General features: G+C 46.2%; 1 protein-coding gene. It reads right to left on the bottom strand.

The window, feature by feature from the left end; all coding sequences use genetic code 11:
* Window position 1: 1 nt before the first annotated feature.
* On the bottom strand, window positions 2–1,033 hold a 1,032-nt coding region (locus tag EOO49_RS19285), incomplete at its 5' end, for a CNNM domain-containing protein (protein ID WP_290848771.1).

The raw sequence follows: 1,033 nt of genomic DNA, 5'->3' as shown, positions 1-1,033 counted from the left end.
CTTACTTCAATACTTTCAGCTTCACCATCTCAATCCGGGTGTCGCTGACGCTGAGGATGTCGAACTCAAAATCGTCGATGATGATGCGTTCTTTCTGATGCGGAATGGTTTCGTGGTGAGAGATTATAAACCCGGAAAGCGTTTCCGATTCGTTATCCGGGAAATCGAGATCATATTTTTCACAGATATAATCCAGTTCCAGCCGGCCGGAGAATATGTATTCGTTTTCGGCCAGTTGCTTTTCCACAAACTCTTCGCTGTCGTACTCATCGTGTATCTCACCAAAAATCTCTTCCAGCACATCCTCCATCGTAACAATTCCGGCCGTGCCGCCAAACTCGTCCACCACCCAGGCAATGCTTTTCCGTTCTTTTGTAAACTTGCCAATCAGGTCCGTCGCACTCATGCTCTCCGGCACTGCAGGAATGGGCTCAAAATCAGGATCGTCGCCTTGCTGGAAAAGTGTTTCGGATATGTTTCCGGAGAGATTTTCTTTTGTTTCGCGAATGCGAAGGTTGAAAATATATTTCAGCGTCCAGTTGGCCATCGCCAAAAACAGGCGGGCAATGGGCTGCAGAAACTGGTACAAAATATTGACAATCCAAACAAGGCGTGAAAGAAGAAAATTGCTGTGTGCACGAAAAAGAGCCCTGGGAATAAACTCACCAAAAACCAGGATGATAAATGTGGCCAGGATAATGTTCAGCGCCACTCTCAACCATTCGATCCGCAGCCCCCAGATGTCCCATAAATGATTAGCGATAGACGTAAATAAAAGGGCAAACGAAACCAGGAAGATCGTAAACCCAATGAGCATGGTGCTCAGGAAAAGTTCCGGGTTCTCGAAGTATTTCGAAAGAAGTATCGCATCCGACCGGCCTTGCTTTTTCCGAAGCTCAATGCCAAAGCGATTGACGCTGTAGAAAGCCATCTCCACACCGGCAAAAAAGCTCATCATCATCCAGGTCACAAAAAACCACGCTATTGCACTAACGGTTATCATTCGGATAAAGATAGAATATTCGGCTATTGA

Origin of the sequence: Flavobacterium sp. (assembly GCF_004295795.1) — a bacterium.
Lineage (GTDB): Bacteria > Bacteroidota > Bacteroidia > Flavobacteriales > Flavobacteriaceae > Flavobacterium.
The sequence above is the reverse complement of the archived record's forward strand: the minus strand, read 5'-3'. Positions and strand labels throughout refer to the sequence as shown.